This is a genomic window from Muricomes intestini, from assembly GCF_004346165.1.
Classification (GTDB): domain Bacteria; phylum Bacillota; class Clostridia; order Lachnospirales; family Lachnospiraceae; genus Muricomes; species Muricomes intestini.
This window is the reverse complement of record NZ_SLZZ01000004.1, coordinates 60,296-86,143: the sequence shown is the minus strand read 5'-3', so window position 1 is coordinate 86,143 and position 25,848 is coordinate 60,296. Positions and strand designations below refer to the sequence as shown.

General features: G+C 43.3%; 23 protein-coding genes and 1 riboswitch. Of the genes, 6 read left to right on the top strand and 17 right to left on the bottom strand.

Going from position 1 to position 25,848, the window contains the following annotated elements; genetic code table 11:
• Positions 1-298: 298 nt before the first annotated feature.
• On the top strand, positions 299-433 hold the full coding sequence (locus EDD59_RS18280) for a hypothetical protein (RefSeq protein ID WP_279233327.1): 135 nt from the start codon (positions 299-301) through the stop codon (positions 431-433).
• On the opposite strand, the gene EDD59_RS04380 is transcribed toward EDD59_RS18280, so the two are convergent.
• From EDD59_RS04380 to EDD59_RS04330, 11 genes are all read right to left on the bottom strand, one after another.
• A complete protein-coding gene (locus EDD59_RS04380) occupies positions 422-1,897 on the bottom strand; it encodes an FGGY-family carbohydrate kinase (protein ID WP_132379287.1) in 1,476 nt (491 codons plus the stop codon). The two genes, EDD59_RS18280 and EDD59_RS04380, sit on opposite strands and share 12 nt — an antisense overlap.
• A gap of 4 nt (positions 1,898-1,901) precedes the next feature.
• A complete protein-coding gene (locus tag EDD59_RS04375) occupies positions 1,902-2,780 on the bottom strand; it encodes a ribokinase (RefSeq protein WP_132379285.1) in 879 nt (292 codons plus the stop codon).
• A gap of 17 nt (positions 2,781-2,797) precedes the next feature.
• Positions 2,798-3,850 carry an ABC transporter permease gene (locus EDD59_RS04370; protein ID WP_132379283.1) on the bottom strand — a complete coding sequence of 351 codons (1,053 nt, stop codon included), beginning with the start codon at positions 3,848-3,850 and terminating at the stop codon, positions 2,798-2,800.
• 5 nt (positions 3,851-3,855) lie between these two features.
• Positions 3,856-5,412 (bottom strand): sugar ABC transporter ATP-binding protein, encoded by a 1,557-nt coding sequence (locus EDD59_RS04365; RefSeq protein WP_132379281.1) that lies wholly within the window; start codon positions 5,410-5,412, stop codon positions 3,856-3,858.
• A 161-nt stretch (positions 5,413-5,573) separates the two neighbouring features.
• A complete protein-coding gene (locus EDD59_RS04360; protein ID WP_132379278.1) occupies positions 5,574-6,227 on the bottom strand; it encodes a DUF2291 domain-containing protein in 654 nt (217 codons plus the stop codon).
• A 178-nt stretch (positions 6,228-6,405) separates the two neighbouring features.
• Positions 6,406-7,446, bottom strand: coding sequence for a D-ribose ABC transporter substrate-binding protein (locus EDD59_RS04355; protein ID WP_132379276.1), 1,041 nt, complete (start codon positions 7,444-7,446; stop codon positions 6,406-6,408).
• Positions 7,447-7,521: 75 nt separating this feature from the next.
• A complete protein-coding gene (locus tag EDD59_RS04350) occupies positions 7,522-8,454 on the bottom strand; it encodes a transketolase family protein (protein ID WP_132379274.1) in 933 nt (310 codons plus the stop codon).
• Positions 8,447-9,280 carry a transketolase gene (locus EDD59_RS04345; RefSeq protein ID WP_132379272.1) on the bottom strand — a complete coding sequence of 278 codons (834 nt, stop codon included), beginning with the start codon at positions 9,278-9,280 and terminating at the stop codon, positions 8,447-8,449. Before EDD59_RS04345 ends, EDD59_RS04350 begins: the two co-directional genes overlap by 8 nt.
• Positions 9,281-9,282: 2 nt before the next feature.
• Entirely contained in the window at positions 9,283-10,683 is a 1,401-nt protein-coding gene (locus EDD59_RS04340) for an L-fucose/L-arabinose isomerase family protein (protein WP_132379270.1), read from the bottom strand.
• 37 nt (positions 10,684-10,720) lie between these two features.
• Entirely contained in the window at positions 10,721-11,725 is a 1,005-nt protein-coding gene (locus EDD59_RS04335; RefSeq protein WP_132379268.1) for a LacI family DNA-binding transcriptional regulator, read from the bottom strand.
• Between the two features lie 361 nt (positions 11,726-12,086).
• Positions 12,087-13,085 carry a LacI family DNA-binding transcriptional regulator gene (locus EDD59_RS04330; RefSeq protein ID WP_132379266.1) on the bottom strand — a complete coding sequence of 333 codons (999 nt, stop codon included), beginning with the start codon at positions 13,083-13,085 and terminating at the stop codon, positions 12,087-12,089.
• A 484-nt stretch (positions 13,086-13,569) separates the two neighbouring features.
• A riboswitch (cyclic di-AMP (ydaO/yuaA leader) is annotated at positions 13,570-13,707 on the top strand.
• A gap of 197 nt (positions 13,708-13,904) precedes the next feature.
• On the opposite strand from EDD59_RS04330, the gene ehuB reads away from it, so the two are divergent.
• From ehuB to EDD59_RS04305, 5 genes are all read left to right on the top strand, one after another.
• Positions 13,905-14,807: an ectoine/hydroxyectoine ABC transporter substrate-binding protein EhuB gene (ehuB, locus tag EDD59_RS04325; protein ID WP_132379264.1), complete on the top strand. Its 903-nt coding sequence runs from the start codon at positions 13,905-13,907 to the stop codon at positions 14,805-14,807.
• Between the two features lie 31 nt (positions 14,808-14,838).
• On the top strand, positions 14,839-15,486 hold the full coding sequence (gene ehuC, locus EDD59_RS04320) for an ectoine/hydroxyectoine ABC transporter permease subunit EhuC (RefSeq protein ID WP_132379262.1): 648 nt from the start codon (positions 14,839-14,841) through the stop codon (positions 15,484-15,486).
• Between the two features lies 1 nt (position 15,487).
• Positions 15,488-16,141, top strand: a complete 654-nt coding sequence (gene ehuD, locus EDD59_RS04315; RefSeq protein WP_132379260.1) for an ectoine/hydroxyectoine ABC transporter permease subunit EhuD — start codon at positions 15,488-15,490, stop codon at positions 16,139-16,141.
• Between the two features lie 22 nt (positions 16,142-16,163).
• The gene (gene ehuA / locus EDD59_RS04310; protein ID WP_132379258.1) at positions 16,164-16,931 is read left to right on the top strand and encodes an ectoine/hydroxyectoine ABC transporter ATP-binding protein EhuA; all 768 of its coding nucleotides are present in this window, start codon (positions 16,164-16,166) and stop codon (positions 16,929-16,931) included.
• Between the two features lie 289 nt (positions 16,932-17,220).
• Positions 17,221-18,336: a glycerol dehydrogenase gene (locus EDD59_RS04305; protein WP_132379256.1), complete on the top strand. Its 1,116-nt coding sequence runs from the start codon at positions 17,221-17,223 to the stop codon at positions 18,334-18,336.
• 264 nt (positions 18,337-18,600) lie between these two features.
• Here EDD59_RS04305 and EDD59_RS04300 read toward each other — a convergent pair whose 3' ends face one another.
• The 6 genes from EDD59_RS04300 to EDD59_RS04275 all read right to left on the bottom strand — a co-directional run bounded on the left by EDD59_RS04300 (position 18,601) and on the right by EDD59_RS04275 (position 25,835).
• On the bottom strand, positions 18,601-19,584 hold the full coding sequence (locus tag EDD59_RS04300; protein ID WP_132379254.1) for an ABC transporter permease: 984 nt from the start codon (positions 19,582-19,584) through the stop codon (positions 18,601-18,603).
• Between the two features lie 15 nt (positions 19,585-19,599).
• Positions 19,600-21,129: a sugar ABC transporter ATP-binding protein gene (locus EDD59_RS04295; RefSeq protein ID WP_132379252.1), complete on the bottom strand. Its 1,530-nt coding sequence runs from the start codon at positions 21,127-21,129 to the stop codon at positions 19,600-19,602.
• 18 nt (positions 21,130-21,147) lie between these two features.
• Positions 21,148-22,167, bottom strand: coding sequence for an ABC transporter permease (locus EDD59_RS04290; protein WP_132379250.1), 1,020 nt, complete (start codon positions 22,165-22,167; stop codon positions 21,148-21,150).
• Between the two features lie 100 nt (positions 22,168-22,267).
• On the bottom strand, positions 22,268-23,443 hold the full coding sequence (locus EDD59_RS04285) for a sugar ABC transporter substrate-binding protein (protein WP_132379248.1): 1,176 nt from the start codon (positions 23,441-23,443) through the stop codon (positions 22,268-22,270).
• 340 nt (positions 23,444-23,783) lie between these two features.
• The gene (locus EDD59_RS04280; RefSeq protein WP_132379246.1) at positions 23,784-24,785 is read right to left on the bottom strand and encodes an SMP-30/gluconolactonase/LRE family protein; all 1,002 of its coding nucleotides are present in this window, start codon (positions 24,783-24,785) and stop codon (positions 23,784-23,786) included.
• Between the two features lie 15 nt (positions 24,786-24,800).
• Positions 24,801-25,835, bottom strand: coding sequence for a zinc-dependent alcohol dehydrogenase (locus tag EDD59_RS04275; RefSeq protein ID WP_132379244.1), 1,035 nt, complete (start codon positions 25,833-25,835; stop codon positions 24,801-24,803).
• Between the last annotated feature and the right edge of the window lie 13 nt (positions 25,836-25,848).

Genomic DNA, 25,848 nt, shown 5'->3' with positions numbered 1-25,848 from the left:
GCACTGAGCACCGTAAAGCTCACTGCCAATATAATACTAAAGGATAAAAGAATTTTCCTTTGTATACTATGAGTCCTAAAACTTATGCCGACACGTTTCATTATTCCCATCATCTGTTTCCTCTAAATATATATTCTGCCCATAATGTCTCTTAAAATCATACGCTAAAAATATCCTTATTACAATAAAGGAAGTCTTATCATCGTAACTAAGTGCAACAACTCCATAGTAGAGTGCACTTTTTCAATTCAGAAAGGCGGCGGATTGAGAGTTGTGGTAACCCGAAGAACTGGGAAAAATGATAAAGGGATGTACAATTTCGGAAACCTCTCTGCGGGAAGCTTTAAAAGATACTGACATTAGTTTGCATTTTGACAGGCTGGAGGAAGATGCATTTATAAAACTGATGTTAGAGCAGCGTCTATTTTGTTAACACCGTCTTCACCGCAGCCTTCCAGCCCTCATATTTTTCTTTCCTCAGGGCTTTCTTCATTTGTGGCTCATATTTCACCCGGTTCATATTTTCGAATATAGTTTCATCCCATATCCCAAGTGCCAGGCCGGCTGCATAAGCCGGCCCGATGCCGGAAAATTCTTCAGAATCCGGCACCTGTACAATGGTGTCTGCGATGTTGCTCTGAAACTGCATCAGATATTTATTCTTGGTAGGGCCTCCGTCCACGCGGAGTTCTCCTACTTTCACTCCCGCATCTTGACTCATAGCTTTGACAATATCAGTAATCTGGTAAGCGATGCACTCCACACCTGCTCTCACTATCTCCGCTCTTTTGGTGGTTCGGTTCATTCCCACAATGGAGGCTGTGGCACGACTGTCCCAGTAAGGAGCCCCCAGACCTGAAAATGCCGGAACCAGATAGAGAAAATCATCCTGAACAGCTTTCTCTGCCAAAGCTTCTGTCTCAACGGGAGACTGAATCAGTTTCAAGTCCTCTTTCAACCATGTGATAACCGCTCCTGTATAGTTCAGGTTTCCCTCCAGCACATAGTTGACCTTTCCTTCCATTCCCCAGGCCAGTGAGGTCACTACTCCATGAGTACTCAAAACCGGTGTCTCACCAACGTTCATCATAATGGAGGAACCAGTACCATAGGTGGCCTTTGTCATGCCGGGTTCAAGGCAGCCCTGACCAAACAGTGAACCGTGAGAATCTCCAAGGACCCCATGAATGGGAACCGTATGTGGCAGCACCCCCTCAAAGTCCGTCTCTCCAAAATCAGAATCTGAATCACAGACCTCCGCCATATTCTTCGGGTCTATTCCAAACAGTCCGCATATTTCCTTATCCCATTTTAAATCAAAAATATTAAATAGCTGTGTTCTGGAGGCGTTAGAATAATCAGTCTTATAAAACTTTCCTCCGGTCAGCTTAAACACCAGCCAGCTATCTATAGTTCCATGGCAGATTTCTCCCCTGTCGGCCTTTTCCTTTGCCCCATCCACGTTCTCCAGAATCCATGCAATTTTGGATGCAGGGAAATAAGGAGACAGATTCATGCCTGTCCTACGGCGGATATTCTCAGCTTCACCCAGCCTTTCCACCCGTTCACAAATATCCGCCGCTCTGGCGCACTGCCACACAATGGCATTTCCCAAAGGTTCTCCTGTCACCCGGTCCCAGGCCAGGGATGTCTCACGCTGATTGCTAATTCCCACTCCTATAATCTTCGTCTTATCAACTTCTTCCGTGAGCCTGGTCACCACATCGATAACATTAGCATAGATTTCACTGGGATTGTGGGATACCCACCCCTGAGTATTCACAATCTGCTCATGGGATCTGTCCATACGCTTAATCAGATGCCCTTTCTCATCAAAAAGCAACGCCTTTGTACCCTGAGTACTCTGGTCAATGCTGATGATATACTGTTCTGCCATATTCTTACTCCTTTATAACTTCTTCTCTCGACGGTATAGAGGCCGCCGCCCCCTGACGGGACACTGCAATTGCAGCTGCTTTTGCCGCCAGCGCCAGTCCTTCCGGCACAGGCACCCCGTCGATAACCGAAGAAATAAAGTATCCGGTAAATGTATCTCCCGCCGCCGTGGTATCCACCGCCTTTACCTTGTAAATCCCCTGACGGTACCGCTCTTCCTTATACTGATAGACAGAGCCTTCTCCGCCCAAAGTCAGCACAACACGGGCCTTGGGATACATGGCTTGCAATTTCTCCAGCATGTTCTCTGCATCATTCTCTCCCGTTATCTGCTCTCCTTCAACTTCGTTGAGCAGGAACATAGATATCTTACTAAAGTCGCAGCTATCCAGTGCGCTGTCATAGGGTGATGGATTCAGAATAATCATCATACCCCGTTCATAAGCCTGGTCTATGATGTAATCCAGCAGATTCACTTCATTTTGAAGCAGGAGGATATCTCTCTTTTCAAAGTTCCCCAGCACCTCATCCACATATTCTCTGGTAATACTCCGATTAGCACCGCCATACAACAGAATGCAGTTCTGCCCCTCTTTGTCCACCTGAATGATGGTGTGGCCGGATTGACCCGGGATTGTACGGATATAATCAGTCTTTATACCGCTTTCTTTACAGGCCTTCAGAAGTAGTTTTCCTTCTCCCCCCACCATCCCGGCATGAAATACAGGTACCCCTGCCCTGGCAAGTGCAATAGACTGGTTCAGCCCCTTTCCCCCACAAAATGTATTCATGCCAAAGGAAGCCAGGGTCTCCCCGGGCTTAACCATATGATCGACAGAGTATACATAGTCCAGATTCAATGATCCAAAATTTAAAACTTTCATGACATTATCCCCCAATATTATTTGTTTTCATTGCGGGCCTGAAGTGCTATTTTAGCCTGCAGATTTCTCTGTACCTGGTCAATAATAACGGCAAGTATAATCACAAGACCTCTGATAATTTTCTGCCAAAACTCTGTTACACCACACATTGTCATCCCATCATTGATGACACCGATAACAAATGCGCCGACAATTGTACCTCCAATTGTACCCACGCCGCCTGCCATGGAGGTTCCGCCAAGTACTGATGCTGCTATAGCATTCATTTCCCATGACTCCCCAGTTTTTGGTGTGGCCGATACCAGCTGGGATGTAGCAATAATACCCACAACAGCTGAGCAAAAACCCGAAAATGCATACACCCATATTTTTACCCTGTCCACCTTGATCCCAGAAAGCTTAGATGCCCTCTCATTTCCCCCGATGGACAATACATGCCATCCAAATGGTGTTTTTTTCAAAATCAGGCCAGCTACAATGGCAATCAAGACAAGAATGACTACGCCTGCAGGAATCGAGGTTCCTGTTATATTTCGCCCAAACACTTCAAAACCAGTATTTCCGAGCCCCTTGTTCCCCGCTAGCTTTGAAAACGTTTTACCGTCAGAACGAATATTTGCAAAGCCTCTCCAGATATACATCGTACCCAAGGTTGCAATAAATGGAGCTACGTTAAATTTCGTAATAATAATTCCGTTCACCATACCCATAAGCGCCCCAATTAAGACTGTGATTAACACAATCATCGGTATACTGAAGTATAATGTCACGCCAAAGACTTTGAGAGTAAGACCTTCCTCAATAAGACCTCCAGCAAGCATTCCGGCAAGCCCCGCTATTGAGCCCACAGATAAGTCAATGCCTCCGGTAATGATAACATATGTCATACCAATTGCCAAAATTCCATATAGAGCCACATGTTTTGCTACAGTCAGGAGTGCCCCTGCACTCAAAAAATTATTTGCTGTAATACTAAAAAATATAAGTAAAATAACTAATACAATAAATGTACGCCCCTTCAAAAGAGTCATTGCCAATCTATTATTTCCTGATCTTTGTTTCGATACCATAATATTTAACTCTCCTTTTCCTCTTTATGATGGCCCTTGTAGGAAGCCAGCACTAATGTATCCTGCTGTATCTCATCACCGTAAAATTCTCCCGTTTTCAAACCATTGGACAATACGATGACCCGATCCGCAATCGACACAATCTCCTGCAGTTCTGAAGAAATAACTATAATAGACAGGCCCTGACTTGCATATTTGTTAATAATATCAAACACCTCTGTCTTTGCACCTATATCTATTCCACGGCTGGGTTCATCCATTAACAGAATTTTAGGATCAGTGAGAATGCCCTTTCCGATAACAACTTTCTGCTGATTCCCACCCGACAAGGAAAGGATAGGCAGCTTTTTATCCGCCACTTTTATATGTATATCTTTAATCTGACTTTCTACTTTTTGTTCTTCCAGCCTATTGTTAAGAAAAGGCCCTTTCTTATAATGCTTCAAGGCTGATAGAGCGCAGTTTTTCTCAATATCAAGCGTCTGTACCAATCCCTGGCTTTGTCTATCCTCGGGAATTAAAGCAAAACCATTATCAATTTGCTGTGATATGGATTTTATATTCAATTTTTCCCCATTCATCAACACTTCTCCGGTGTGTTCCGGATGGAGTCCCATGAGGCATTCAAACACTTCACTTCTTCCGGCTCCCATCAAGCCATAGATTCCCAGTACTTCACCCTTTTTTAGATCAAAATTGAGATGGTCTACAAGATAACCACCCCCTGCTTTAGGCAGGCACAAATCCTTTACCACCAACACATCTTCAATCTTACTCCAATCCACTTCACGGTTTCTTTTAGGGTATGCCTTGGAGCCACCAGTCATCCGATTTACAATCCAAGGGACATCTATATCCTCTACATCCGCATCAGCCACGTATTTTCCATCTCGGAGTATGGTTACATGATCACCGATTTCCATAATCTCCTCCAGCCTGTGTGATATATATACAATAGAAATTCCTTGTGCAGTAAGTTCCCGCATAATTTTAAATAATACCTTTACTTCCTGCTGACTCAAGGAGGAGGTTGGTTCATCCATAATCAGTACTTTCAAGTCATCTTCCACCAGATTTCTGGCAATTTCAATCATCTGCTGTTGCCCGACACGCAGTTCTTCCACTTTTGCCTCTAGATTTAGAGGATGTTCTAATCGCTCCAGAACCTTTCTTGCTCCCTCCATGTGTGCCTTATTGTCCAGGGCAACCCCGCCCTTGGTCTTTTCCTTATTCATATAAATATTCTGATATACATTTAAATTGGGGAACAGACTCAACTCCTGGTGTATAATACCTATCCCGCATTTTCTGGCCTCTGTTGTGTTTTTAAAGTATACCTCATGTTCCTCGATGTACATTGTTCCTTCACTGGGTTGTTCGATTCCTGCAATCATCTTCATCAGGGTAGATTTTCCTGCCCCATTCTCTCCAATAAGCACATTCACTTTTCCCTTGAGCAGGTCAAAGAACACCTCATCAAGCGCCTTTGTGCCGGGGTAAATCTTACTAATCTTTTCTGCATGGAGAAATACATCATCTCTGCATTTGTAGTTTTCACCCATCGTTCATTCTCTCCTTCTTTATTCCCGCGAGCAACGAGCCAAGCGGAAATGCTTGCATTTCCATTTGGCGACTGCCGCGAGGGTCAAATACCCCGCAGCTTGCTGCGCTGCAAGTCTGATGCCCCGTCAGCTTGCTGCGGGGTCTTTGACTTGGCAGCAAATTACTTCACTTCCAGAGTGGCAGGGGTAATCAGCACATCTGTGTTTCCTGCTGATACCGTAAACGCTCCTATAAAAGAAACATTCTTATCCATAAGGGAATCAGGTTTTGCCGGTTCTACGACATCTTTTGCCACCACTTGATTAATACTTTGTGATACTGCCGCCCATTCCTCCTGGTTCTTATAATCGCCAAACTTAATAAAACTTAAGGTGTCACGAATAGAAGACCCCTTGTATACAGGTCCTATCTGGATCTTTATGGTTTCCGGACCTGTATACCCATCCAGCTCCACTGCCATGTAACCTGCCTGAGACTCAGTATTTACTTCTTCAACCTTGCCGGTTCCTTTTACTACATAGCTTAGTTCACCTGAATTACCCATAGAATACTTTCCATATTTATCAGCTAGTGTTGCTAAGTTTCCTTTTGACTCTGTCAAAAGGTCTTTCAAATCCACCGCTGTTTCATTCAATTCCGGAAGAGCCGACGACTCCCATATAGCCGCCACATCATCTCCGGCATTAAAAGCTGTTTCTCCGGTATATTTCCCCTCTTCTCCTATTTTAACGACTTTTACAATTCCACACCCCGTCAGCATAACAGCTGCAGTAAGCGCAACCGCAAGTCCGAGAGTTATCATACGCTTTTTCATAGCGTCCTCCTTCAAGTCCTTTGAGGCAAAGACCGTGTTTTAACAGGGAAGCGTGTTTGACATGCTTCCCTGCCCTTTGTTACAGTTCAATACTCCAATTTTCTGTCAATGTTGGGGTCGAAAGTCATGCTTTTTCATGCAAGCATGAAACGCATGACCTTTTGACCCTGGTATCAAGTTATTCTGTATAGACAAATGCTGATAAATTATCTACATTGTCTGCTGTAATTGCAATACAATCTACCAGCTGTTTTTCATCCAGACCCGTTTTTCCATTTTTCAAGTAATCATCTGCCTGAGTCACTGCCATCTCAGCAATAACTGCAAACTGCTGAAGAGCTGTTCCTGTAGCCTGACCTGACTTAATTAAAGCTGCCGCTTCGTCAGAACCATCCACTCCGATGACCGGAAGGTTCATATTATGAGCTGCAAGCGCTGCACAGACACCCTCCAACATGGTATCATTGCCGCAGACAACACCATTCAAATCTGGATTAGCCTGAATGATTGCTTCCATTTTGTCATACGCTTCTGTCTTTTCCCAGTTAGCTGTCTGCTGAGCAACCATTTCCATATCCGGGTATTGATCGATTACCTCATGGAATGCGGAAGAGCGAACACCTGCATTTGTATCGGATTCTTTTCCTAATAACTCAGCATATTTTCCTTTTTCACCCATTGCCTCTACAAACTTTTCAGCGATTGCTTTTGCACCCTGATAGTTGTTAGCAACGATTTGAGAGATTGCAACGCCTTCTTCATTGATTTCACGGTCAATCAAAAATGTGGGTATTCCGGCATCTCTTGCTTTTTGAACTGCCTCTACTGTTGCATCTGCACCTGCATTATCGCAAATGATTGCCGCTGCTTTATCAGAGATTGCACTGTCAAAAAGCTCTGTCTGCTTGGTCGGGTCATCATCATGAGATACTGTCTTTACATCATATCCAAGTTCCTTGGCCTTTGCAGTTGCTGTATCAGCTTCCGCTTTGAAAGCAGGATTAGATACAGATGGTGTAATAATGTAAATAATATTAGAGCCGCCTCCCTTTAATACCTCCGCGGTATCCTCCGCTTTACTGTCGGCCGCAGCAGAGGTCTCTTTAGCTTTTTTCTCCGATGTGTCTTTTGTTTCCTTGTCGGAGCCACATCCTATTGCCGTAACCGTTACCATGGCAGCCACAAGTGATGTTGCTAAAACCTTTTTGAATCCTTTCATTTTTCGTTCCTCCTCTTATGAGTTATACTATAACAAATTATTTATATTAACAGGCATCTCCTGCTAATATCCTCCTTAACTAATTGCCTCTGCCGCTTTTTTGGCAATTCCTTCTGCATTCAGTCCGTAATAATCAAATACCTCTTTAGAGTTTCCTGTGATTACAGGCTCATCGGGCAGGGACATGTTGAGTACTTTCCTCGGACACTCGCCAGACACCACCTGGCTGACCATAGCTCCGAGTCCCCCAAAGGGTGAGTGTTCCTCCACAGTTATTACCGCTTTCACATTAAGAGCTACTTTAACAATGGTTTCTCTGTCCAATGGTTTTAGGCAATACATATCCACCACCGTAGTACTGATTCCTTGTTTTTTCAAGAGTTCTGCCGCCTCTACAGAAGGTTTTACCATCTCTCCGCAGGCAATAATTGCAACGTCCAGTCCTTCTGTTATCACACTTGCCTTATCCATCTCAAATGGCATGCTGCCTTCTTCGTACACATCCTCCACTGCATTTCTTCCCACACGTATATAAGCCGGCTTTTTATCCTTAAGTAGTTCCCTCGTCAGACATTCGGTCTGCAGCCTGTCGCTGGGAAGATAAACTCTCATGTTCGGAATCGCTGACATAGCCGCAATGTCCTGTGCAGAATGATGACTCATGCCCAGAGCTCCATAGCTGATGCCTCCGCTAATGCCTATCAGTTTCACATTGGTGTCGGAATATGCCACGTCCACCTTGGTTTGCTCATAGCTTCTCGTTGAAAGAAAGCATGCGGGTGACACCGCATAAGGCTTCTTGCCGCACTTTGCCAGGCCTGCCGAAATACTCACCAAGTTCTGCTCTGCGATTCCCGTCTCCACAAATTGCTCAGGGGATTTGTCTGCAAAAGGGGTGAACGAGCCGCTTCCTCTTGAATCGCTGCAAAGTGCCACCACATCTTTATCTGTCCTTGCCGCTTCCATTAATACTTCACATATAACCTGTTTATTTGCTATTTTAGCCACGAATCGCCGCCTCCTTTCCTTTTGCAAGATCTTCCTTAATCTGTACCAATTCTTCGCCGGTTGGAACCTTATGGTGCCAGGCAGCTTTATTTTCCATAACCGGGGAACCTTTTCCCTTGACAGTATTGGCAATCAACACTGTTGGCTTTTCCTTCACTGTCTTTGCTTCTTCAAAAGCCTCCTTTAACTGATCAATATCGTTGCCATCCTTTACATCAATGACATGCCATCCAAAAGAAGCAAATCTCTCATGCAGATCATCCTGTCCCATGACATCTTCTGTGTTTCCGGAAATCTGGAGCCGGTTCCTGTCCACCACCGCACACAGGTTATCCAGTTTATACTGATGAGCAGACATAACACCTTCCCATACGGAGCCTTCTGCCAGTTCCCCGTCACCCATCACCGTGTAAACTCTATAATCACGTTCATCCATCTTGCCTGCCAGGGCCATCCCCACACTGATTGGGAGTCCGTGCCCAAGAGAACCGGAGTTCATTTCAACACCCGGCAGTTTGTTGTTTGGATGCCCAATAAACTTTGAGCCAAATTTACTAAACTGAGCGATAACATCCTTAATATCAAAAAATCCCTTGGCAGCCAAGACCGCGTAGTACGCCTCCACAGAGTGACCCTTACTCATGATAAATTTGTCCCGGTTCGGGTCATCCTTTGTTTCGGGAGCTATATTCATCTGATCAAAATAAATTTCTGTCAATATTTCCATCACGCTCATATCGCCGCCAGTGTGCCCGCCTTTGCCTTCCACAATCATATCGATTACATTTTCTCTTAACTCGTAAGCCAATGCTTTCAGATTTTCCATTATCATTCTCCTCTTAGATACGCTTTTACATCTTCTTCAATGGGGTCGTAAAAATCCGGTTTTACACCAATATATTTACATGCCTCATACAAGACCGGAACTACATCCTTGTGAATGCCCACGCAGTGATGGATATATGGGCCTTCCACAATCTTTGCCTCCAGACGCTTAATATTGTCCACCTCTATCCAAAGGTAAGTGCCCATCCCCTTAGGCCCGTCTACACCCTTCGCGTTGCCCAGAAGAAGAGAGTACTCACCATTGTCTCCGTCGAAACGGCACAGAGTAATATTTCCATGTTTTGCCTCGGCAGTCAGGCTGCCAGGATGGTCAAACGCCAGAGGGTAGGTAAGTCTCGGTTTTTCTTTTGCCACAGAAATAGGCCAAGGGCCACAATGCTGCAGCAGTTCACCATTTTCAATATCCGGATGGCGTATAGTCCAGTCGGCAAAGAACCCTCTTGTCTCATCCATTCCCGCTGCCTCGACCAGCAGCGCCGTGACAGCCCCGTGGATATCCGTCTCGCACACCATCGGGATTCCTTTTTCATTTAAAATGGAGTTGGCAGCACAGGGCATAATCCCCAGTTCCGTCTGCAGTGCATTCCAGCACTGGATAGCGCCTGCATTACATCCGTACCGCTCAAGCAGCTGTTCCATAGCCGTTTCGAGTGCCGCTACATTTTCCACCTGGTTCTCCTGAATCTTCACTTCCATATTTTCATTGATATATGTAATCATTTCCGCCATTTTCCTGCCTTCAGCCTTGACAGCTTTGATTTCTTCCGTCAGCTCAGTCATGGGTATGGGCGCCAGCTGGATATTAAACTTCTCCAAAAGCTCGCCTTCATTGCACATGGTAGTCCAAAAATCAAAGGGCCTGGTCGAAATCTGAAGAATACGGATGTTGCGGAATGTCTTTACTACGTTGCACACTGCAAGGAAATCCTTAATTCCCCTTTTAAATACCGGGTCATTTAGTCTGCAGTTTGTCATATATGTAAATGGAACCTGAAATCTTCGAAGCACCTTCCCGGTTGCAAAAAGACCACACTGTGTATCTCTGAGCCTCACCCCATTCTCATCCGGCCTCTCATCCAACGGCCCCCAGAGCAGTACAGGGACATTCAATTCCTTGGCAAGTCTGGCACATACATACTCTGTGCCAAAATTGCAATGGGGGAGAAATAATCCGTCAACCCCCTCCGCTTTAAATTTAGCTGCTATTTTCTTTACATCATGGTCATCGTAAAGAAGTCCTTCTTTATTGATATCATCGATGTCCACAAAATCAATACCCAACTCTTTCAGCCTGTCGGCCGTCAGCCCCCTGTACTTAATTGCATCCGGCGCACTGAAAATGCTTCTTCTTGTGGGCGCATAACCTAATTTGATAGTTGCCATTTTTCGTCCTCCATTCTTTCTTCGCCTCTTGTTCCGTCTACTTGATATCCCTGACACTTCCTCTTTCAAGAAACTCTGTGCCAACCTGGATTTTTGTCTTTACCATCCTGCCCGGATATTTGATATGATCCATTGCTCTCCTGACTGCCACTTCTCCCATTTCCTGCTTAAACACATGTATTGTCGTCAAGCCCCGACCGGATACTGCCCCAAAATGAATATCATCGAACCCAACAATGGAAACCTGTTCCGGGATTCTAATGCCTTTTTCCTCCAAAGCTCTTATTGCCCCCAGAGCAATGATGTCATTGTCCGCGAAAAATGCCGTGGGGAGCTCCGGTTCTCCTTCCAGATAATACTTCATATCCACATAAGCGGTTTCAATCCGAGTTCCCAGTGTTACTATGTATTCCGGGTTTTTAGGATAATTATGAGCTGCCAGAGTGCGGTAGTAACCATATTCCCGGTACTGGAATGACTTAATTCTGTATCCTCCTCTAAGATAACCAATTTCCTTGTGGCCTTTTTTTATCAGATACTCTATAGCATTGGCGGCAGCATCCGTGTTGTTGATCAGCACTGCGTCGAATGCCATATCCTCGCACCAGCCATCTAGTATAATGAGGTACCCCCTGTAATCCATGAAGAATTTATAATCTTCATCCAGCATCTCGGTGCCAAGGAGAATCACAAGAGAGCTCGTGTCATCTGTCACTTCTCTCAAACGGTCTTCAAAGTCGGAAGCACAGTAATTTAGATGGCTGAATGTAGTTTCATATCCCATGGCCTTTGCCTGCCGTTCAACGCCTTCTATCATAGCGGGAAATATCTGACTGTCATCAATAATCTGTCCATTCTTCCTGTACGTCACAAACCGCAGCTTTGAGATCGTTCTATCCGCCCGATACCCTAGTCTTTCTGCTGCCTGGAATATTTTCTCGGCAGTTTCCCCATTCACACCCCTTTTATGATTCAGAGCATTTGAGACTGTAGCGGGAGAAAAACCCGTAATCTGACTTATTTGTTTTATGCTGATCTTCAATTTTTCACCGCCTCTTAATTCTTCATTTTTATTATAAACATTTATATAAATATTTCAATACTTTTCATTGATATTTTTCCTTAAAAATTGCATTTTATTTACTACTCACAAAATTTCGCCGCTATTTTTGTGCTATTTTTATATTTTATTTGATTTTACATTGATTTTTCATCTTTATTTCTTCTGTTGTTTTTTACTTACTATATAAATATTTATATAAATATTCTATAAGATATTTGGTCCTACTACATCACTTTCACATCACTTGATTATTAAAGGGTTAGTTCAAAAAGATTCTTTCACCACCCCAAAAAACAAAAAATAAGACAGGGGACTGACCAAATCAACCAGTCCCCTGTCCTTATACCTCGCGTACACTGCCTCTCTCTACAAAGTCGGTACAAACCTGTATTTTCATTTTTACCTTTTCCGGCTCCTCCATCGCCAGTGCCAGCTGCCGCACTGCCAGCTCTCCCATCTCCTGCTTATATACATTAATCGTTGTCAGCGGAGGATCAGAAATTGCCCCAAAGCTTATGTTATCAAATCCTATAATAGATACATCCTCCGGAATATTATACCCATACTCTTCCAACGCCCTCATTGCTCCTATGGCAATGGTATCATTATCAGCAAAAAATGCTGTAGGAAGCTCCGGGCTCTTGTCCAGATATCGTTTCATTCCTTCATACGCCGTCTCAATCCTGGTTCCCACGGTAGCGACATATTCCGGTTTTAGGGACATCCCCTCCCGGGATAACACCCTCTGAAGTCCAATTTCCCGGTATTTAAAGGCCTGAATCCGAAAATCTCCCTGAATATAACCTATATCCCGATGCCCTTTATGCAGCAGGTACTCTGCCGCCTTCACCGCAGAATCCGTATTACTTATTAAAACACTGTTAAAAAAATGTCTGTCACTCCAGCCATCCAACAAAATCACTTTATTTTGAGCACAGAGAAACGGTTCAAAATCCTCCTCCATCATCTCTGTTCCTAAGAGAACCACTGCGCTTTCTGTATCCGCCAGAATTTCTTCTATCCGATCCTGATACCCCAGATCGTTGATGTCCACGTGACAGAACACAGTTTCAAATCCCATCTCCTTAGCCTGATGCTCCACTCCTTCTATCACTGCCGGATGAAAAGGGCTGTCATCTATAATCAAGCCATTTCTCCTGAAAATAACAAAACATATCTTCTTAATCTTCTCTTCTGTACGATACCCCAATTCCACAGCTGTTTTCAGAATTTTTTTCGAGGTTTCCCGGTTCACTCCTTTTTTGTGATTCAGTGCATTGGACACTGTGGCAGGGGAAAAACCTGTGAGTTCACTGATTTTCTTGATACTTACCTTCATAAAAATTACTCATCCTTTAGCATGAAATCCCCGCTTCCTATCTGCGGGTTAGATTTTAACTCAATTTATGATACCAGGGTCAAAAGGTCATGCGTTTCATGCTTGCATGAAAAAGCATGACTTTGGGACCCGCAAAACATGAGAAAGTAGCCCGAGCAGGGCGGATTTCGAATGTTTTTAGGATTGCGGGAGCACAAAGTGCGGAGCAATCCGTAGGTATCAGGGGGCACAATACCTTTTGACCCCTACATCAATTTATGATACGAGGGTCAAAAGGTTATGCGTCATGCTTGCATGAAAAAGCATGACTTTGGGACCCCGGTATCATTATATTATATCTCAATCACCTTCAAAAGAAAAGGAAGAAATTATGCATGGAATCTTCATTTCCCGCTTTATTTTCTGATATTTTCAATTCAGAATTGGCGGTTGACATGATTTTTCATATATGTTACCCTTTTACCAGAGCATAAAAAACTCAGTGAATTAATTTTTGCTGAATTTCCAAAAGGAAAACGGGGGAACCATTTCCTGGGGTGAATTGGCTTGTGTCACAGCAGGCTATAGGGCAGTTTCTGACCGAACCCGTCAGCTAACCTCGTAAGCGTGTGAAACAAAATTATATTGAATATTCGTAATTATCTAGATACAAAACAAAATACGTTTTTTTCTTTTGGGCCTTACAGCCCTGTTTGTGTTATCAAAATCCAACATAATTAAATTAAATACGTGCTGTAAACATTTTAAAAATGCTCTCAATTTTAAGCCCGGCACAGGCAGTGAACTTTCTGTGTCAGGATATCAGAAGGGAGATATGTTATGAGTTCTTTCTACTCTAAGAAAAAAAACATAAGAAAAATCAGTCTTATGCTGTTAGCAGCATTACTTGTCCTGTCCATTGCGGGATGTGGCGGCTCAGGAGGCAGCGGAGCATCCGGTAAAACCACACTCGAAAAGGCACAGGAAAAAGGTTCCGTCACTATAGGATTTGCCAACGAAAAGCCTTATGCCTACCAGACGGCCGACGGGAAACTGACCGGTGAAGCGGTTGAGGTCGCCCGCACAGTTCTTAAGAATCTAGGTATCAATGAAATGGAGGGGGTATTAACTGAATTTGGCTCTTTAATTCCCGGACTTCAGGCAAAGCGTTTTGATATGGTTACCGCAGGTATGTTTATTACGCCGGAGCGGGCAAAAGATGTGAGTTTTGCCGACCCTGAATACAGCATAGGTGAAGCAATTGCCGTAAATAAGGGGAATCCTCTGAATCTGCACAGTTATGAAGATGTCGCCGCCCATGAATCTGCGACAGTAGCCGTACCGGGCGGGGCAATTGAATACGATTATCTGATTTCAGTCGGTGTTCCAAAGGACCGGATTGTCACTGTTCCAGACATGCCTGCCGCACTGGCTGCTCTGGAAGCAGGACGGGTGGATGTCATCACGGCTACGGGCCCTTCTTTGCAAAATACGCTGGATGCAGCAAATAACTCCGGTTTTGAAAGAGTAACTGATTTCAAACAGCCCATTGTAGACGGTGAAAGCGCGAAAGGTTATGGCGCTACAGCATTTCGAAATGAAGATACAGATTTTGTTGAGGCCTTTAATAAAGAACTCAAAGAATTACAGGATTCAGGCGAATTACTTGAGATCATCCAGGAATTTGGCTTTACGGAAGAGGAGCTTCCGGGAGATGTAACACTGGAAGAGGTGATTAAGTGATGTATACTCGAAAGGAAAGGGAGTGGAACGCTTGACCACATATGAAATATTTATCTCATTGATCAAAGCCGGCCTGAAGGTTACCATACAGGTTACATTTTTTGCAGCCATACTGGCCTTGGTGCTGGGCTTTATATCCGGTCTGGCGCGAATGTCCAGACACAGAACAATCCGTTTCATTTCAGGTGTATATATAGAAGTATTCCGGGGGACCTCACTGCTGGTTCAGCTCTTTTGGATCTATTTTGCTCTTCCCATGATGGGAATAAGACTTTCGGCACTTACTGCTGGTGTCTTAGCTATAGGGCTAAATTACGGAGCATACTGTTCTGAGGTTGTACGAAGTGCCATACAAAATGTGCCCGTAGGTCAGACAGAAGCCTGCATTGCACTGAATATGACGAAAACTCAGCGCATGGTAAAAGTCATCATACCCCAGGCATTTGTAATGATGCTCCCCAATTTAGGAAATCAGCTAATAGAGCTGCTGAAAAGTACATCCCTTGTTTCAATGATCACATTAACAGACTTAACTTACCAGGCCAACATTTTGAATGCCACTACATTTGAAACCACGAAGGTCTACACAATGCTTCTCGTTATATATTTTATAATTGGACTGCCATTGTCCAAAGGGGTGAAATTATTGGAAGCGAAAGTTTCGGAAGGGAGAGTGTAATATGTGGAACTGGGATTACGCTTTTTCTATACTCCCCCAAATATTGTCGGCTTTAAAAATCACAATAAGTGCAACCTTCGTCGGTTTCATACTTGCTTTGTTTTTAGGACTCATTTTTTCAGTTCTGGTTCGTTCAGACATAAAGATTGTATCTTTGGCAGTGAAAGGAATCATACAGTTTATAAGAAATACGCCGCTTCTGGTACAGCTGTACTTTATTTTCTACGTGTTTCCCAAAATCGGGATATCTCTGAAACCTTTTACCGCGGGCGTTCTGGGGTTGGGAATACACTATAGTACCTATTTATCAGAAGTATTCAGGAGTGGAATTGAGGCTGTCCCTGCGGGACAGTGGGAAGTCGCAAAAGCTTTGAATTTCTCGCATATTCAGGCATGGATAAAAATAATTTTGCCTCAGGTTATTCCTCCCATCATTCCCGTTATAGGCAACTACCTGATTACCATGTTTAAGGAAACGCCCTTATTATCTGCTATAACTCTCGTCGAAATATTGCAGACAGCTAAAATACTTGGGGCCGGCTCTTTCAGGTATCTGGAAGGCTTTACTATTGTAGGAATTATATTTTTCCTATTAAGCTATCCTTCTTCACAACTGATCAAAAAGCTGGAAGTCCGCCTGGGAGCCAAAAACTGATTCACACGGAAAGGAGCGTATTATGACACCAATTGTCAGTTATCAGAATGTCACTAAAACTTATGGAGATCTGGAAGTTTTAAAAGACATAGATTTTAACATTTATCCCGGAGAAAAGGTAGCCCTGATTGGCCCCAGTGGTTCAGGGAAAACCACTTTAGCGCGATTGTTAATGACATTAGAAGAACCTGATTCCGGAATTATAGAAGTCGAAAACAAGAATTTATGGCAGGAAGAAGTGGGCGGAGAGCTTGTGAAGGCAAAAGAAAAGCATCTCCGCGAAATGCGGAAAAGTATAGGTATGGTCTTCCAGCATTTTTATCTATTTCCTCATATGACGGTTCTAAAAAATGTCATGGAAGCTCCCATGACTGTTCTGGGCCTTTCGAAGAAGAAAGCGAGACAGCAGGCAGAGGAAATGCTGGAAAAGGTCGGACTGTCGGATAAGCTGGACGTTTATCCTGCTCAGCTGTCAGGTGGACAAAAACAAAGAGTTGCCATAGCCAGAGCACTGGTTATGAAGCCCAATATTATGCTATTTGATGAACCTACCTCTGCATTGGATCCTGAATTGGTAGGTGAAGTTCTGGATGTAATCAAAGAAATTGCCTTTGAAAGCGACATGACCATGCTGCTGATTACTCACGAAATGGACTTTGCAAAAGAAATTGCAGACAGAGTAGCTTTTTTTAATGAGGGCATTATCGCAGAGCAAGGCGACCCGGAGGAATTGTTTAATAATCCAAAGACACCAAGACTTCAGTCATTTTTATCAAGATTTAATTCATAGAAGTCTTGCACGGACAAAAAGGTAAAGGGGCAGAAATTTCCTTCCTGACTCCTTTACCTGACACAAACAGTATAACGTCAAGTGCATTTTTTGAAAGTTTTGTTTTTTCGGAGATATTTAAGAGTTAGCTGAATACCGGAAAAGAGCTGCCACATAGTCTAGCAATATTTAATCCTTTTATTTATGACGTAATGTAATAACAAAGTTACATTATTATTGACTTACATATTGATTTGTGGTATTTTTATCTTAAAAGAATAAAAAATTATTGTCAGGAGGAAGAGAAGTTATGTCTATGATTGAACACACAACCAGAGCTTTTGGTTCACCCAGCAGGTACATACAAGGAAGGTATGAGCTGAATCACTTGAAAGAGTACACTGACGCTTACGGAAAAAGGGTACTCATCCTGGTAGATTACTTTTTTTATGAAGAATATAAGGTGAAGTTTGAGGACATGTACCGTGAAGGTGAAAGCGGTGTTACGGTCTTAGAGTTTAGCGGTGAAATTACAGCTGATAAAATTGAGCAGATTGCTGAGAGTGTAAAGGAGTTTCAACCGAATGTAGTTGCAGGAATGGGTGGAGGAAAAACCATGGATACCGCAAAAGCTGTAGCCGATATCTTTAAGGCAGCTACAGTCATTATTCCAACAACGGCCTCTACAGATGCACCGGTTATCGGGCTTTCGGTAATTTATACAGATTCTGGAGAACATGTGGGCGCCAGGCATTATGTTAAAAATCCTGATTTAGTTTTGCTGGATACTGACATTATCTGCAAGGCGCCTATTCGCTTTCTTGTAGCCGGTATGGGCGATGCCTTGGCCACTTTCATAGAGACGAGAGCAAATCTGGAATCCCACTCTCCTAACTATGTATGGAAAGGGTACTGCAGTACCATTGCCGTAAAAGCTATTGCAGAGGCATGCCATAAAACAATCTTGACAAAAGGAATCAGCGCCAAATTGGCTGCCGAAAATGGACTTTGTACTATCGACGTGGAAGATGTAATTGAAGCCAACGCCCTGCTAAGCGGCCTGGGTGTGCAGAACTCTAGCTGTGCCGGAGCCCATTCTATTGCAGAAGGAATTACCATACTGCCGCCCTGCACCAAGCTGCTCCACGGAGAAGTTGTAGCATTTGGCATTCTGGTTCAGCTAATAATTGAAGGAAGAGCGGAAGAAGAAATAGAGGAAATTTATGATTTCTATAAAGCAGTTAAACTTCCTGCCACATTCGAAGATCTGGGGATCAAAGACGTTACTAAGGAAGAGATTATGAGTGTGGCAGAAGAATCTCTGAAGTCCTATTGGGATGTTGAGCCCTTCCCGGTATCAGCTCAGATGATTTACGACGGCATAGTTATGGCAGATCGTTTAGGTACATATTATAAAGCAATATAATGATGTAGGGGTCAAAAGGTATTTTGCCCCCTGATACCTACGGATTGCTCCGCACTTTGTGCTCCCGCAATCCTAAAAACATTCGAAATCCGCCCTACTCGGGCTTCTTTCTCATGTTTTACGGGTCCCAAAGTCATGCTTTTTCATGCAAGCATGAAACGCATGACCTTTTGACCCTGGTATCATATAATTTCAGTTTCTCTTAAATATAAGGCCTGGTTTGGCATAGGATTTACATACATCCATTCCAAACCAGGCTTAAAATTATTTGACAATAAAGCTTCTGGATGATCGGTCAGTGTTAATTGCTATAGCTATCAATACGACCACTCCAAATACAACCTTTTGCCAGTATACATTAATACTTACTATATTCATCCCATTCTTAATTATCGAAACAATAAAGACCCCCAATATGGTATTCAAAATATTTCCCGAACCGCCGATCAGAGCCGTACCGCCCAGAACTACCGCTGAAATTACCATCAGCGTAAACGAGTCACCAACTGTAGGGGCACAGCTCTTAGCCTTTGCCATCAAAAAGATTGCTCCCAAAGCAGCACAAAAGCCGTTAACCGCAAAGGCAGTGATTTTAATTCGATCTACAGCTATGCCAGACATGCGGGCTGCACGTTCGTTTGCGCCTATAGCATATATGCCTCTCCCCAGGGACGTCCTGGTAAGAATCACATAATAACCGATTATAATAAGAAATGCAATAACCAGCGGATACCCCAGCGGACCTATAGATATTTTATACCAGTCAATGGTACCCCACAGCTTTTTAGGTATTGATATCGGAGAATTGCTAATTAACAATGCTGCCGAATTCCATATAGACATAAATGCCAGTGAAGCTATAAACGACGGAACCTTCAGCTTAACATGAATGAGTCCGAGTATAATGCCTGCAATCACTGCAAACACAAGTGTGGTTACAAACGTCACCAACATAATAAACCAGTCTGCATAGATTGTATCTTTAAATTTCATAATAAAGCTGACTACCAGTACATTTGAAACAGAACACATAGCGCCAACCGATAAGTCGATGGAACCAATTAAAATGACAGGAGTCATTCCGGCAGCCATAATCATTAGGGGCGCTGTATCACTCAACAAATTGTTGATGTTTGAAGAATTAATAAAACTTTTTTCCATAATAGTAAAAATCAGCACAAGACATATGATAACAGCCATACTGAAATATGTAGCAAAATATGCCTTATTTGTTTTTAGTTTATTCATGCCCTCATCTCCTTCTTATACCATCATGCTGATGATACTCACCTGTGACGGTTTGGCATCCACAGCCGCATCCAATTCACCTGTAACCAATCCATCCCGCATGATCAGTACACGATTAGACATTCCTATGCACTCATCCAAGGTATCGCCCAGAAGAATGACTGATTTCCCTTCGGCGACCATGTCCCGGATCAATCCGTAAATCTCCTCTTTTGCCCCCACATCCACACCGCGGGTGGGATGATTCAATATAACAACATCCGATTCCGAGGCCAGTACGCGCGCAAAAACCACTTTTTGCTGATTCCCTCCTGAAAGCTGTATCACCAGCTCTTCTTTGCCGCTGGTTTTAATTCTGAGCCTGCGGATCCATTCCACGGCTTGCTCCGATACCCGTTTTCTGGATATCATGCCTCTCTTACTTAACCTCCCTGCATTGGAAAGCGCGATATTATCCTCAACAGAAAGCCCCCGTATAACTCCTTCAACCATACGTTCCATAGGAATCATTAAAATCCCATCATTTAACGCCTGATAAGGTGCACTATACTTTGTTTTCCTCCCCTTTACTATCAATTCTCCAAAATCAGGACTCTCATCACCGCAGAAGACAGAGCAGATTTCCTCTTTTCCGGAACCCACAACACCGCAGAAACCAAGGATTTCCCCTTTATGCAGCTGAAAGTTTACGTGTTTAAATTTCCCCCTGCACCCAAGATCCTTTGCTTCCAGTACCACCTCTTCCTTGGGTATAACCTGCTTATCCAAATGATAGTACTCCGAATTGGTTTCATGGCCTACCATCCGCTCGTATAATATGGCCTCCGTAGCGTCAGCCACATTCATGTTTCCTGCATTCTCTCCATCTTTATAGACATATATGCGGTCAGAAATCTCAAGAACTTCGTCCAGGCGATGCGACACAAAAATTACTGAATGCCCTTTTGCAGTCAGCTTCCTTATCTCTTGAAAAAGCCGCTTTACTTCAGTCTCATTTAATACGGAAGTGGGTTCATCCAACAAAATTAAACATTTTCCATCTGTAGAAGCCTCTTTTGTAACATTGACAACTTTTGCAATTTCTACCATCTGTCTGGTGGCAAAATTTAAATCAATTACCTTTTTCCTGGGGTTAATATCTTCACAGCCCACCTCTGACAATACGGCGGCAGCCTCTGCGTACATTTTTTTCCAATTAACAATTCCCATCTGCATAAATTCCTTTTCATGCCCAAAAAAGAGATTCTGCCCTACGGAAAGTGTTGTAATCAGAGATTGCTCCTGATATACCATCCCAATCCCCTCCGCATTAGCTTCCAAAGGATCATGAGGCTGAAATGGCTTTCCCCTCAGATACATTTCTCCTGAGCCCTGAGGCTGTACACCAATAATAATTTTCATTAGTGTTGATTTTCCCGCACCGTTCTCACCGACCAGGCCGACCACTTCTCCCTCATAAACGTCCAGATCTACCTCTTTTAGTGCCTGTGTTCCATGAAAGGACTTCACAATATTTTTAGCACTGAATAATATATTTTTTGACATTTCTATCCCTCCATGCTTTTATTTACTGATTACCGCAGAACCATGTTTAATTGTAAGAATAACCGCCGCAAGAATAATAACCCCCTGAATTCCTGTCTTAATGTTGGGATCAACCCCCATCATTGTCAGCCCATTAATCAATACAGTCATAATCAAGGTTCCCACAACGGTATTCATCACGCCGCCCTTTCCGCCAGTCAATGCAGTTCCGCCGATTACAACAGCAGCCTGGGCGGGAAACATCTGGTCTGTACCAATTGCAATCTGTCCCTGTCCCAGCCTGAGTGCACCAATCACACCTGCCACTCCATAACAAAAGCCTGCCAGAGTAAACACCTTAATCTTAACTTTATTCACATTAATGCCTACGGCTTTAGGTATCGTCTCATCAGTTCCCACCGCATACACATGGCGCCCGAAAGGGGTATATTCTTGTATGTAATAGCACAATACCAGAACAGCTATTGCAATCCAGGTGATCACCGGCACTCCCAAAAATGATGCCTTAGGAATTGCCATCATCAGGGGATCACGGATTGTTGCCGGCTTGCCGCTATAAGACAGCATACCAATTCCAATACAGATATTCATAAAAGCGAAACTAACCATAAAGGAAGGAATTTTAAATTTAACATGGATCACACCTATTAAAAAGCCTACAACAACCGAGCATAAAATTGCCAACAGGAAGCCTAGCACACCTAGATTTACTGTATTCTTTGAATTTGCCACAAAGATGGCGGTCAGTGACCCCACCATTCCCACCGTGCCATCTATAGACAAATCAATGCTCCCTATCATAATTACAAAAGTCAGACCCAGTGCCACAAGAAGGGGTAAAGACCATTGATTTAATATAGACACCAGATTACTCAAGCTTAAGAATGACCTTCCCTTCAATATGCAAAAGACCAGAATCAGTGCCGCCAGTACTCCTACAGGCGCCCACTTCATAAGCTTTTCTTTCCGGTTGTCCGCCTTTACCTTTGCGGCAAACTCTTCCCTTATATCCAGCGCCGCTTGATTCTTTTCTTCCATAACATTTCTCCAATCAATATTTTATGTACCGATGAACCACAAGGGACCGACATTTTGGCCGGTCCCTTCTCCCTGTCATCAGTATATGACTGTTCCGGCATTATTTATCTGCCTTGCAGAACCAGATGTCCGAGAAATCATATTCCGGTACAGAATCAACATATTCTGCCACATAGTCATCAACCGTGTCTTTTGTAACAAGAATCGCAGGTGTTAAAAATGTGCGGTAATCATCCGGCAGTTCATCTGTTGTAATAAGCCCTGTCCACACTGCGTAACAAACAGCCAGGGTATATCCTCCCTGCAGATATCCATTGGATGAAACTGTAGCAATCACGCTGCCATCTTTTACACCTTCCACAATATCAGTATTTGCATCAATGCCTGTCACGCCTACCTTGCCTTTCAATCCTTTTGCATCAAGAGCCTGCAGGGCACCTGTTGCCATATTGTCATTGGCGCACCATACACCTCCTACATCCGGTGTATCATTCAACCATGTTTCAACCAAGGTTAATGCTTCATTGGTTGCCCAGTTTCCAGTGTCCTGATGTGCAACTTCAATATCCGGATATTCCTTCAGTGCATCCTTCAGACCTTCTATACGGCTGTTAGATGCCGTATTTCCCAGCATACCTTCTACTACAAATACCTTGCCTTTCCCGCCCATAGATTCAAATAAGGCCTCAGCAGTAGCTTTCCCATTAGCCACATTATCAGCAGAAGTATGTATTACCCAGTTCGGATCATAGTCCTGAGGATTCACATCATCCGGCTTATTCCATGCCGTACCAAGATAACCGCCTGCATCAGCCATAGCCTCTGCTAATGACGGTGCTATAGCAGATTCATTTGGATCAGCATAGGCAATTGCATCGCCTCCCGCTTTTGCCGCAAACTGCTTCATATTATCAATCTCTACATCATTGGAGCCTCCTGAATCTAAAACCTGCTTTTCATACTTTTGCCCAATGCTGTCCAGATACTCGCAGAACATATCCATCCCGTCAGCAATTGTTGCTATATAAGGATTTTCAAGCCCGCGGATAGAACATGCCACATATAAGGTGGTATCCAGTTTCTCCTGAGGAATCTGAGATGCATCAATCTTGAAATCCGCAATCTCTGCGGCTTTATCGGTATCTCCTGCATTGCCATTATCTGGTGTACCCTCCTTGGTTGCTGCAGCTTCCTTGGCCGGATCTGTAGCACATGCCGTTAATAAACTTACAGCCATAGCCCCTGCCACCAAAACTGCCGTGATTTTTCTTCTCATACTTAAAACCCTCCTTTTTCATGTTTATAATGCTCATCCACAACAATACTTTTTAGTCCATTATGATATTATGTAATTACATTACTAAGTATTTATGTGCTTACTATATTATAATTCAACCGATTCATAAAGTCAACTCGCATCTGGACTGGTTTTGTATGTTTTCACTGTTTTTCCACTTATTTTAATTTATTTTAATAAATTTTGCCCAATTTCTTTTATGTTTTATAGAAATTTGCTGTTCATTTTTGTTAAAGGGCGTATATTTTCATATAAAAAAAGAAGTCTGAAACTCTCTTGTGAGACTTTCCAGACCTCTTTTTTCTTTCCTAAGAGAAAATCACAGTTCTGCTCCCGGAACCTCTAACACACTCATAGTTGCCGGAAGCTCATGTTCGGTATTCCATTTATCACCGCCCACCACACAGTCAAAACACGACACCACTATTTTACCTTCCCAAACGCAGGGTTCTCCTGGTTGATCTAGCTCACCTTGCAGCCCATCACTGTCCGGGCTTTGTGCAATTCTAGTGACATTTCCTTTCTTATCTATTTTTGCAATTGCATTCACAACAAAATCGGCCACATATATATTACCGTTCTGGTCAACAGTCATGCCATCTGTGGAACGCAGCTTTTCCGGATCCTTTGCAAATAGTACATTGCTCTGTATATTTCCATTCTCATCAAACTGGATTTTAAACACTTCCCCATCGCCAAAATTTCCCACATATAAATTCCCTTCCTGATCAAAAACAATTCCATCCACTCCATATTGATCTGCAGGGTTTTTAGTCTCAAAAGAAATAAAAAGATTAGGGTCTTCCAATGTATTATTGATATGAATATTTTCATCATCCAAATGGAACCTATAAACTCCACTCACTAGGTTTCCGCTTTTTGTCTTCGCACTGGCCATAGTGCTCTGTGTCACATACACGTAGCTGCCTTTTATCCGAATCCCATTGGGATGCTCCATTCCCTCCGCGACCACTGTGACCTTTTCTATTATATCACCGTCCATTCGAACCCGCAGAATTCTTCCCTGACAGGACAAAGCCGGCTCTTTGCTCCACCCTTGATTATCCACAATGTACAAGTCCCAGTCAGGCCCAAAGGCTAATCCCATCGCCCTTGCCTCATGGGTCCTTTCGCTCAAGGGCACATCAAACCACTTTCTCACATTCAGGTTTTTGTCAATCATACATATACAGCTGGGCTTTGACATATCTGCAAAATTCGGGCAAGCCAAAATAAGATTTCCATAACGGTCAATTTCCATACCATCGGGCGTAACCGCATATTCTTCTGGCAGTAATGTTAACAATTTTGGTATTTGCATTCAATTACCTCCAAATTACTTGTACACAACAATTCCTTTTTTAAGCACTTTCTTATTCAGTGCTTTATCATAAGCTTCAATTACATCATCAAAAATAAAATAATCGGATATGTAATCTTTCAGGTCAATTTTTCCTTCACGTATCCACTGTATCACCTCGTCATGGGCAATAGCTTCCTCACCTTTGAGCGGGAATTGCTGGAAATTGATTACCCAATTATAGTCTGCCTTGCTGAAATCAATATGCATTTCTTCCTTTCTCGGCACGCCATAGCAGCAGATTTCTCCCCGGTCACAGATAAGCCCCATTGCATCATTTACAACTTCTTCGGAGCCAACCGCATCGACTACATAAGGAACCCCCTTAGGGAACAAGGTGCGAATTTCTTTTGTAATGTCACATTCAGTGCTATTCAGCACTATATCTGCGCCGCCCTCCAGTGCATTTCTTCTTTTAGCTTCGTTTCTTACAACCGCAATTACAGGGCTGGCTCCTACCATTTTACACATTTTGATAAACGTAAGCCCTACGGGACCACAGCCATATATCACAACTGGCTTATCCTTTTGAATCCCGAAGTATTTCACACTGCTCAGCACTTCTCCAAAAGTAATCAGCATAACTGCATCAACAGGGTCAATGTCATCAGGAATAACACACTGTGCTTTTGCAAGATCAGGAACTTCACCCTCTGCAAATGCAGCTGCATCATTGACAACACAGTATTCACTCAAAGCCCCCCATGCCGATTCATAAGGACCCAGATATTCCGGATCAGCATCCAAAAATGGGAGTAACACTTTGTCGCCTGCCTTCAGCCCTTTTACTTCTGAGCCCACTTCGACAACCTCTCCTACATTTTCATGACCAAGCATAACCGGATACATATCTTCTGTGATTCCTTTGAATGCTTTTTTCATCAAATGAACATCTGTTCCACAGATACCGTTTGCGATTGTTTTCGTCAAAGCCTGCTTCGGCCCATATTTCGGCTTTGGAATCTCCTTGACAGACAGCGTCCCCTCCTTGTTTACAATTACTGTTTTCATGTATAGCACCTCC

What these genes read in the sequence shown, in the direction of transcription:
- EDD59_RS18280 (WP_279233327.1), top strand. Translation starts at nt 299, where the DNA reads ATGATAAAGGGATGTACAATTTCGGAAACCTCTCTGCGGGAAGCTTTA.
- EDD59_RS04380 (WP_132379287.1), bottom strand. Translation starts at nt 1,897, where the DNA reads ATGGCAGAACAGTATATCATCAGCATTGACCAGAGTACTCAGGGTACA.
- EDD59_RS04375 (WP_132379285.1), bottom strand. Translation starts at nt 2,780, where the DNA reads ATGAAAGTTTTAAATTTTGGATCATTGAATCTGGACTATGTATACTCT.
- EDD59_RS04370 (WP_132379283.1), bottom strand. Translation starts at nt 3,850, where the DNA reads ATGGTATCGAAACAAAGATCAGGAAATAATAGATTGGCAATGACTCTT.
- EDD59_RS04365 (WP_132379281.1), bottom strand. Translation starts at nt 5,412, where the DNA reads ATGGGTGAAAACTACAAATGCAGAGATGATGTATTTCTCCATGCAGAA.
- EDD59_RS04360 (WP_132379278.1), bottom strand. Translation starts at nt 6,227, where the DNA reads ATGAAAAAGCGTATGATAACTCTCGGACTTGCGGTTGCGCTTACTGCA.
- EDD59_RS04355 (WP_132379276.1), bottom strand. Translation starts at nt 7,446, where the DNA reads ATGAAAGGATTCAAAAAGGTTTTAGCAACATCACTTGTGGCTGCCATG.
- EDD59_RS04345 (WP_132379272.1), bottom strand. Translation starts at nt 9,280, where the DNA reads ATGGAAAATCTGAAAGCATTGGCTTACGAGTTAAGAGAAAATGTAATC.
- EDD59_RS04340 (WP_132379270.1), bottom strand. Translation starts at nt 10,683, where the DNA reads ATGGCAACTATCAAATTAGGTTATGCGCCCACAAGAAGAAGCATTTTC.
- EDD59_RS04330 (WP_132379266.1), bottom strand. Translation starts at nt 13,085, where the DNA reads ATGAAGGTAAGTATCAAGAAAATCAGTGAACTCACAGGTTTTTCCCCT.
- ehuB (WP_132379264.1), top strand. Translation starts at nt 13,905, where the DNA reads ATGAGTTCTTTCTACTCTAAGAAAAAAAACATAAGAAAAATCAGTCTT.
- ehuD (WP_132379260.1), top strand. Translation starts at nt 15,488, where the DNA reads ATGTGGAACTGGGATTACGCTTTTTCTATACTCCCCCAAATATTGTCG.
- ehuA (WP_132379258.1), top strand. Translation starts at nt 16,164, where the DNA reads ATGACACCAATTGTCAGTTATCAGAATGTCACTAAAACTTATGGAGAT.
- EDD59_RS04305 (WP_132379256.1), top strand. Translation starts at nt 17,221, where the DNA reads ATGTCTATGATTGAACACACAACCAGAGCTTTTGGTTCACCCAGCAGG.
- EDD59_RS04300 (WP_132379254.1), bottom strand. Translation starts at nt 19,584, where the DNA reads ATGAATAAACTAAAAACAAATAAGGCATATTTTGCTACATATTTCAGT.
- EDD59_RS04295 (WP_132379252.1), bottom strand. Translation starts at nt 21,129, where the DNA reads ATGTCAAAAAATATATTATTCAGTGCTAAAAATATTGTGAAGTCCTTT.
- EDD59_RS04290 (WP_132379250.1), bottom strand. Translation starts at nt 22,167, where the DNA reads ATGGAAGAAAAGAATCAAGCGGCGCTGGATATAAGGGAAGAGTTTGCC.
- EDD59_RS04285 (WP_132379248.1), bottom strand. Translation starts at nt 23,443, where the DNA reads ATGAGAAGAAAAATCACGGCAGTTTTGGTGGCAGGGGCTATGGCTGTA.
- EDD59_RS04280 (WP_132379246.1), bottom strand. Translation starts at nt 24,785, where the DNA reads ATGCAAATACCAAAATTGTTAACATTACTGCCAGAAGAATATGCGGTT.
- EDD59_RS04275 (WP_132379244.1), bottom strand. Translation starts at nt 25,835, where the DNA reads ATGAAAACAGTAATTGTAAACAAGGAGGGGACGCTGTCTGTCAAGGAG.